This window comes from Streptomyces sp. (assembly GCF_050698815.1).
Lineage (GTDB): Bacteria > Actinomycetota > Actinomycetes > Streptomycetales > Streptomycetaceae > Streptomyces.
The window spans coordinates 1-8,372 of the sequence record NZ_JBOHCV010000200.1; the positions used below are offsets into that span (position 1 = coordinate 1).

General features: G+C 69.6%; 7 protein-coding genes and 1 pseudogene. All 8 read right to left on the bottom strand.

Annotated features, from left to right (window positions below; all coding sequences use genetic code 11):
- Positions 1–580, bottom strand: a pseudogene (locus ACRDP3_RS07370) (NADH-quinone oxidoreductase subunit NuoN); the annotation flags it as partial.
- 8 nt (positions 581–588) lie between these two features.
- Positions 589–2,238, bottom strand: a complete 1,650-nt coding sequence (locus ACRDP3_RS07375) for an NADH-quinone oxidoreductase subunit M (protein WP_431516030.1) — start codon at positions 2,236–2,238, stop codon at positions 589–591.
- Positions 2,239–2,241: 3 nt separating this feature from the next.
- The gene (nuoL, locus tag ACRDP3_RS07380) at positions 2,242–4,146 is read right to left on the bottom strand and encodes an NADH-quinone oxidoreductase subunit L (protein ID WP_431516031.1); all 1,905 of its coding nucleotides are present in this window, start codon (positions 4,144–4,146) and stop codon (positions 2,242–2,244) included.
- Positions 4,147–4,159: 13 nt separating this feature from the next.
- Complete coding sequence (gene nuoK / locus ACRDP3_RS07385) at positions 4,160–4,459, bottom strand: NADH-quinone oxidoreductase subunit NuoK (RefSeq protein ID WP_431516032.1); 300 nt, start codon at positions 4,457–4,459, stop codon at positions 4,160–4,162.
- Positions 4,456–5,418, bottom strand: a complete 963-nt coding sequence (locus ACRDP3_RS07390) for an NADH-quinone oxidoreductase subunit J (protein ID WP_431516033.1) — start codon at positions 5,416–5,418, stop codon at positions 4,456–4,458. Before ACRDP3_RS07390 ends, nuoK begins: the two co-directional genes overlap by 4 nt.
- Positions 5,415–6,107: an NADH-quinone oxidoreductase subunit NuoI gene (gene nuoI, locus ACRDP3_RS07395; RefSeq protein ID WP_431516036.1), complete on the bottom strand. Its 693-nt coding sequence runs from the start codon at positions 6,105–6,107 to the stop codon at positions 5,415–5,417. Before nuoI ends, ACRDP3_RS07390 begins: the two co-directional genes overlap by 4 nt.
- 37 nt (positions 6,108–6,144) lie before the next feature.
- The gene (nuoH, locus tag ACRDP3_RS07400) at positions 6,145–7,563 is read right to left on the bottom strand and encodes an NADH-quinone oxidoreductase subunit NuoH (protein ID WP_431516034.1); all 1,419 of its coding nucleotides are present in this window, start codon (positions 7,561–7,563) and stop codon (positions 6,145–6,147) included.
- A partial coding sequence (locus tag ACRDP3_RS07405; RefSeq protein ID WP_431516035.1) for a molybdopterin dinucleotide binding domain-containing protein occupies positions 7,560–8,372 on the bottom strand: 813 nt, incomplete at its 5' end. The genes nuoH and ACRDP3_RS07405, both read right to left, overlap by 4 nt.

The window sequence follows — 8,372 nt, forward strand, 5'->3', positions numbered from 1 at the left end:
GGCGCCGCCGGGCCAGCGCGCACAGCAGGTAGAGCGGGAGGGAGAAGAGCTCCAGCGCGATGAACAGCGTCAGCAGGTCGTTGGCCGCCGGGAAGATCAGCATGCCGCCGACCGCGAAGAGCAGCAGCGGGAAGACCTCCGTGGTGGTCCAGCCCGCCCTGGTGGCCTCCCGCTCGCCCTCACCGCCGGGTACGGACGCGGGCTGGGCGGCGAAGGAGTCCACCCTCGCACCGTGTGCCAGCGGTTCGAGGCGGCGCTCGGCGAAGACGAAGACCGAGACCAACCCGACCAGCAGGATGATGCCCTGAAGGAAGAGCGCCGGGCCGTCGACGGCGACGGCGCCCATGCCGGCGATGGCCGCCTTGCTCGATCCGTGCCCGGACAGGGCGAGGCCGATGAGGGCCGCGAAGGCGCCGGCCATTCCCAGCGCGGTCAGCACCAACTGCGCCCCGTAGCGGCTCTTACGGGGCAGGAACGCCTCCAGGACGATGCCCAGAACGGCCGCCCCCAGCACGATCAGGGCCGGCGACAGCGCTCCGTACTCGATCTTCGGGGCCTGGAGCTGCTCGGCTCCCAGCATCCACAGACTCACTCGTGGTCACCTCCGGCGTGCTCCACCGGCTTGTAGTCGAACCAGCCCTGGTCGGCGACTGGATGGTCTGGCTTGGGGTCCTTCTTCCGCACGTCCGACATGGTGTGTTCGACGGCCGGATTCACGATGTCGGTGAGCGACTTCGGGAACACCCCGAAGAAGATCAGCAGGGCGATCAGCGGCGCCACCACGGCCAGTTCGCGCACCTTCAGGTCCGGCATCGCCCGCACCTCGGGCTTCTCGACCGGTCCGGTCATCGTCCGCTGGTACATCAGCAGGACGTACAGGGCGGCGAGGATGATGCCCACCGTCGCCACCACACCGGCGACCGGGTAGCGGCTGAACGTGCCCACCAGCACCAGGAATTCACTGATGAACGGGGCCAGTCCCGGCAGCGACAGCGTCGCCAGGCCGCCGACGAGGAAGGTGCCGGCCAGCAGCGGCGCCACCTTCTGCACGCCTCCGTAGTCCGCGATGAGGCGCGAGCCGCGGCGGCTGATGAGGAAGCCCGCGACCAGCATCAGCGCGGCGGTGGAGATGCCGTGGAAGACCATGTAGAGCGTCGCGCCGCTCTGGGCCTGGCTGGTCATCGCGAAGATGCCCAGGATGATGAAGCCGAAGTGGGAGATGGAGGCGTACGCGATCAGGCGCTTGATGTCGCGCTGGCCGACGGCCAGCAGCGCACCGTAGAGGATGCTCATCAGCGCCAGCACGATCACCACCGGCGTCGCCCACTCGCTCGCCTCCGGGAACAGGCCGAGGCAGAAGCGGAGCATCGCGAAGGTGCCGACCTTGTCGACGACCGCGGTGATCAGCACGGCCACCGGCGCGGTCGACTCGCCCATGGCGTTGGGCAGCCAGGTGTGCAGCGGCCACAGCGGCGCCTTCACGGCGAAGGCGAAGAAGAAGCCGAGGAAGAGCAGCCGCTCGACGGTGCTGCTCAGTTCGAAGTCGCCGTCGGCGCGGGCCTGGGCGATCTGCTGCAGCGAGAAGGTGCCCTCGCCGAGCTGGTCGGAGGTGGCGGCGAAAAGACCGACCACCGCGGCCAGCATGATGAGACCGCCGGCGAGGTTGTAGAGCAGGAACTTCACGGCCGCGTAGGAGCGTTGCTTGGCCCCCTCCTCCTCACCCGCCGCGTGCGCACGGTCCCCGAAGCCGCCGATCAGGAAGTACAGCGGGATGAGCATCGCTTCGAAGAAGATGTAGAAGAGGAAGACGTCGGTCGCGGCGAAGGAGAGGATCACCATCGCCTCGACCGCGAGGATCAGCGCGAAGAAGCCCTGGGTGGGGCGCCAGCGGCGGTTGGGCCTGGCCGGCTCCAGGTCGTCGGCGTCGTGCCAGGCCGCGCCGATGACGAAGGGCACCAGCAGGGCGGTGAGCGTCATCAGTACGGCGGCGATGCCGTCCACGCCCAGCTCGTACCGGACCCCGAAGTCCGGGATCCAGGCGTGCGATTCGGTGAGCTGGTAGCGCGCACCGCCCGGATCGAACCGGGCCAGCACCACCGCGGCGAGCCCCAGTGTCGCCAGCGAGAACAGCAGCGCCAGCCACTTGGCGGCAGTCCGCCGCGCGGGAGGGGTGGCCGCCGTGGCGATGGCGCCGATCGCGGGCACCACGGCGGTGACCGTCAGCAAAGGAAAAGACATGACTCAGACCGCCCTCATCAGCAGGACCGCGGCGACCAGGACCGCCGCGCCGCCGAACATCGAGACCGCGTAGGAGCGGACGAAACCGTTCTGGAGCTTGCGCGTACGGCCGGACAGCCCGCCGAACGTGGCGGCGGTGCCGTTGACGACGCCGTCGACCACCTTGTTGTCGACGTAGACCAGCCCGCGGGTGAGGTACACGCCGGGCTTGACCAGGGCGATGCTGTTGATGTCGTCCTGGAGCAGGTCGCGCCGGGCGGCGCGGGTGAGCAGGCTGCCGCGGGGCGCGACCACCGGTACCGCCTTGCGCCCGTACTGCAGCCAGGCCGTACCGACACCGATCAGCATCGTGACGACCGTCGCCCCCGTCACCGTGCTCGCCGCGACCGGGGAGTGGCCGTGCCCGAACTGGGTGACCGGCTCCAGCCAGTGCACGAACGACTCGTTGATCTTGAAGAGGCCGCCCGCGAAGACCGACCCGATGGCCAGCACGATCATCGGGATCGTCATGGACTTCGGCGACTCGTGGGGGTGCGGCTCGCCGTGCTCGCCCTGCGCCTCGGAACGCTTCCAGCGCTCCTCGCCGAAGAAGGTCAGCAGCATCACGCGCGTCATGTAGTACGCGGTGATCGCCGCGCCTAGCAGGGTGACCGCGCCCAGGATCCAGCCCTGGGTGCCACCCTTGGCGAAGGCGGCCTCGATGATCTGGTCGTTGGAGAAGAAGCCGGACAGACCGGGGAAGCCGATGATGGCGAGGTAGCCGAGCCCGAAGGTGACGAAGGTGACCGGCATGTACTTCCGCAGGCCGCCGTACTTGCGCATGTCGACCTCGTCGTTCATGCCGTGCATCACCGAGCCGGCGCCCAGGAAGAGCCCGGCCTTGAAGAAGCCGTGCGTGACCAGGTGCATGATGGCGAACGCGTAGCCGATCGGGCCGAGTCCGGCCGCCAGGATCATGTAGCCGATCTGCGACATGGTCGAACCGGCGAGCGCCTTCTTGATGTCGTCCTTGGCACACCCGACGATCGCTCCGTAGAGGAGCGTGACCGCGCCGACCACGACGACCGCGAGCTGCGCGTCGGGCGCCCCGTTGAAGATCGCGCCGGACCGGGTGATGAGGTAGACGCCGGCGGTGACCATGGTGGCGGCGTGGATGAGGGCGGAGACCGGGGTCGGGCCCTCCATCGCGTCGCCGAGCCAGGACTGCAGCGGCACCTGCGCGGACTTGCCGCAGGCGGCGAGCAGCAGCATCAGCCCGATCGCCGTCAGCTTGCCCTCGCCCGCGTCGGCGGCGTTGCTCAGTACGGGCGCGAAGGCGAAGGTGCCGAAGGTGGTGAACATCAGGAAGATGGCGATGGCCAGCCCCGCGTCACCGACGCGGTTGACCAGGAACGCCTTCTTCGCCGCCACCGCCGCGCTCGGCTTGTGCTGCCAGAACCCGATGAGCAGGTACGAGGCGAGGCCGACGCCCTCCCAGCCGACGTAGAGCAGCAGGAAGTTGTCGGCGAGGACGAGCAGCAGCATCGCCGCGAGAAAGAGGTTGAGATAGCCGAAGAAGCGGCGGCGGCCCTCGTCGTGCTCCATGTAACCGACCGAGTAGAGGTGGATCAGCGATCCCACCCCGGTGATCAGCAGCACGAAGGTCATCGACAACTGGTCGAGCTGGAAGGCCACATCGGCCTGGAAGCCCTCCACCGGCACCCAGCTGAACAGGTTCTGGTGCAGGGCGCGTCCGTCGGCGGGCTTGCCGAGCATGTCGAAGAAGAGGACCGCGCCGACGACGAACGAGGCCGCGGCGAGCAGCACGCCCACCCAATGGCCCGCCCGGTCCAGGCGCTTGCCACCGCACAACAGCACGCCCGCGCCCAGCATGGGGAGGAGGACGAGCAGTCCGATCAATGACTCCACTGGTTCGTACCCCTTACAGCTTCATCAGGCTGGCGTCGTCGACCGAGGCCGAGTGCCGGGAGCGGTACAGCATGACGATGATCGCCAGCCCGACCACGACCTCGGCGGCGGCGACGACCATGACGAAGAACGCCATGATCTGGCCGTCGAGATTCCCGTGGATGCGGGAGAAGGCGACCAGGGTCAGGTTGGCCGCGTTCAGCATCAGTTCGACCGACATGAACACCACGATGGCGTTCCGCCGGATCAGCACTCCGGCGGCGCCGATGGTGAACAGCACGGCGGCGAGATAGACGTAGTTGACGGGGCTCACTTGGCCGCCTCCTCACTTTCTGCCTTACGGGCGTCGCGTTCCCGGGCCGCGTCCCGTTCCCGTGCCGCGTCCAGATCCGGGTCGGGGTCGGGCTCGTGCGGCTCGCCGTACATCCGCCCGACGTGCTCGGTCTGCCCGTGGTTGTCGGCGGTCCGCTGCTCGAGAGCGGCGACCCGGCGCAGCGCCTCGGGACCGACCTCGCGCATCTGGCCCCGGTCGCGCAGCGTCGCGCTGACGGTCATGTCGGAGGGGGTGCCGTCGGGCAGCAGGCCGGGACGGTCGACGGCGTTGTGCCGCGCGTACACGCCGGGCGCGGGCATCGGAGGCAGCTGCTTGCCGCCCCTGACCCGCTCCTCGGCCTGCTCGCGCTGCGACTTGGCCTTCTCGATCCGCTCCCGGTGCGTCAGCAGCGTCGCGCCCACGGCGGCGACGGTGAGCAGTGCGCCCACCACCTCGAAGGCGACGACGTACTTGGTGAACAGCTGCGCCGCCAGCGCCGGTACGTTGCCGCCCCGGTTGGCCGCGGCGAGTCCGGTGAAGGAGCCCATCGAGGTCTGGGCGAGCCCGGCGATCAGCAGGATGCCCAGCCCGAGGCCGCAGCCGGCCGCGAGCCAGCGCTGCCCCTTGAGGGTCTCCTTGAGCGAGTCGGCGGCGCTCACGCCCACCAGCATCAGCACGAAGAGGAAGAGCATCATGACCGCGCCGGTGTAGACGACGATCTGCACGACGCCTAGGAAGTACGCGCCGTTGGCGAGGTAGAAGATCGCCAGGATGATCATGGTTCCGGCGAGGCACAGTGCCGAGTGCACGGCGCGGCGCAGCAGTACGGTGCCGAGCGCGCCGAGGACGGCGATGGTGCCCAGCACCCAGAACTGCACCGCCTCACCGGCCGAGGTGGCGGTGGCGGCGAGGGTCAGCGCGTCCGCGGAATCCGTCGAAGGCAAGGACAGCACGGTCACCTGCCCTCCTTCGAGTCGTTGCCCGAGCGGTTGCCCGCGGCCCTGGCCGCGGCGCCCTGCTCGCCCGCCTCCTCGGCGGAGATGTCGCGCGAGGAGGGGTCGACGCCGCCGCCCGTCGCGGCGGGCGCGTCGGTGACCAGCGGCTGGGAGGCCGGTTCCGCCGCTCCGAAGTCCCTGGCCGACTCCTGCGGGTCGCCGGTGTCGGTGACGGGCTGGACGTCCGTGTCCGGGGCGGCCTCGGTGACCAGCCCGCGGTAGTAGTCCTTCTCCGTCATGCCGGGGAAGATGGCGTGCGGGGAGTCGACCATGCCCTCGTCGAGGCCCGCGAGCAGCTCCTTCTTGGTGAAGATGAGCGATTCGCGGGAGGAGTCGGCGAGTTCGTAGTCGTTGGTCATGGTCAGCGCGCGAGTGGGGCACGCCTCGACGCACAGGCCGCACAGGATGCAGCGCAGGTAGTTGATCTGGTAGACGCGGCCGTAGCGCTCGCCCGGCGAGTAGCGCTCCTCGTCGGTGTTGTCCGCGCCCTCGACGTAGATGGCGTCCGCCGGGCAGGCCCACGCGCACAGCTCGCAGCCGATGCACTTCTCCAGCCCGTCCGGGTGGCGGTTGAGCTGGTGGCGGCCGTGGAAGCGGGGCGCCGTCGGCTTCTTGTACTCCGGGTACTGCTCGGTCAGCCGCCTCTTGAACATGGCCTTGAAGGTCACGCCGAAACCGGCCAATGGGTTCTCAGGCACCGTCGGCCTCCCTTCCTTCCTTGGTCCCGTCACGCTTGTCCGCGCTCTCGCCGGGCTCGGCCGCCGTACCGACCAGCTCGCGGTCCCTGTGCGAGCGGCGCCTCGGTACGGGCGGGAGGGTCTGTCCGGGCAGCGGCGGTACGGGGAAACCGCCCGCCATCGGGTCGAACGGCGTCCTGTCGGCCGCCTGCTTCTCCTCTTCCTCCACGGCCGCCTCCGCGCGTTCGCGGAAGATGTCGTAGACGAAGGAGAGGAGCAGCACGACGAGGACCCCGCCACCGACCCAGTAGATGATGCCGGTGAAGGAGTAGTTCTCGTTCCGCATCACCCGGACGGCCGCGACCAGCATCAGCCAGGCCATGGAGACCGGGATGAGGACTTTCCAGCCCAGCTTCATGAACTGGTCGTAGCGCACGCGCGGCAGCGTGCCGCGGATCCAGACGAAGCCGAAGAGCAGCACGACCAGCTTGCCGGTGAACCACAGCAGCGGCCACCAGCCGTGGTTGGCGCCCTCCCAGTACGTGGAGATGGGTGCCGGCGCCCGCCAGCCGCCCAGGAAGAGGGTGACCGCGAGGGCGGAGAGGGTGACCATGTGGATGTACTCGGCGAGCATGAACATCGCGAACTTGATCGACGAGTACTCGGTGTTGTAGCCGCCGACCAGGTCGCCCTCTGACTCCGGCATGTCGAAGGGTGCGCGATGCGCCTCGCCCACCATCGACACCATGTAGACGAGGAAGGAGACCGGCAGCAGGATCGCGAACCATCGGTCGTCCTGCGCGTCGACGATGGCCGAGGTGGACATCGAGCCGGAGTGCAGGAAGACGGCGGCGAAGCTGAGGCCCATCGCGACCTCGTAGCTGATGACCTGGGCCGTGGCCCGTACGCCGCCGAGCAGCGGGTAGGTCGAGCCGGAGGACCAGCCCGCGAGCACCACGCCGTAGGCGGCGATGGAGGCGGTGGCCAGGATGTAGAGCACGGCCACCGGCATGTCGGTGAGCTGCATGGCGGTACGGGTGCCGAAGACCGACACCTCGTTGCCGGGCGGCCCGAAGGGGATCACCGCGATCGCCATGAAGGCGGGGATCGCACCGAGGATCGGGGCCAGGATGTAGACCGCCTTGTCGGCGCCCTTGACCACGACGTCTTCCTTGAGCATGAGCTTGATGCCGTCGGCCAGCGACTGCAGCATGCCCCAGGGGCCGTGCCGGTTCGGGCCGATGCGCAGCTGCATCCAGGCGACGACCTTGCGCTCCATCACGATGGAGATCAGCACGGTGAGCATGAGGAAGGCGAAGCAGAAGACGGCCTTGAGGCCGATCAGCCACCAGGGGTCGGTGCCGAAGGCCGACAGGTCCTCCGCGGCCACGATGCTCCGCTCGGACGCCGCGAGGTGGGCGAGCGTGCTCACGCGTCCACCTCCTTCGCGTCGGCGGCCTCCGTGAGCCGTACGAGGTCACCGGGGCGCGCCCCGGTGTCGGCGACGACGCCGTGCCCCGCCGAGTTCAGCGGGAGCCACACGACGTGGTCGGGCATGTCGGTGACCCGGAGCGGGAATCGCACGGTCCCGGCCGGCCCCGTGACGGCGAGCGTGTCGCCGTCGACCACGCCGTTGTCCGCCGCGGTGGCGGGTGAGAGCCGGGCGAGGGCCGCGTGCCGAGTGCCGGCCAGGGCCTCGTCGCCGTCCTGCAGCCGCCCCTTGTCCAGCAGCAGCCGGTGCCCTGCGAGCACTGCCTCGCCCTTGCCAGCCTGCGGCGTCGAGGTGGCCGCGGTGCGGGAGTCCGCGGGGGCGGCGGGCGAGGAGCCGTTCGGCTCCCACTGGCCGAGCCTGTCGATCTCGGAGCGGATGGTGCGTACGTCCGGAAGTCCCAGGTGTGTGTCGAGGGCGTCCGCGAGCATGTGCAGCACCCGTGCGTCGGGCTGTACGTGGCGGCGGGTCATCTGGTCCGCCTTGAGCGACGCCTCGAACGGGCGTGCACGGCCTTCCCAGTTGAGGAAGGTGCCGGACTTCTCCACGACGGCGGAGACCGGGAGGACGACGTCCGCCCGTGAGGTGACGTCGCTCGGCCGCAGCTCCAGGCTGACGAGGAAGCCGACCTCGTCCAGCGCCTGTGCGGCACGCGCCGGGTCGGGCAGGTCGGCGAGTTCGACGCCGCCGACGACCAGCGCGGCGAGCTCACCGTCCACCGCGGCATCGATGATGGCGGCCGTGTCCCGGCC

Bases quoted from the DNA above. Each gene is read 5' to 3' on its own strand.
- nuoI (WP_431516036.1), bottom strand. From the start codon at position 6,107: ATGTTCAAGAGGCGGCTGACCGAGCAGTACCCGGAGTACAAGAAGCCG.
- ACRDP3_RS07375 (WP_431516030.1), bottom strand. From the start codon at position 2,238: ATGTCTTTTCCTTTGCTGACGGTCACCGCCGTGGTGCCCGCGATCGGC.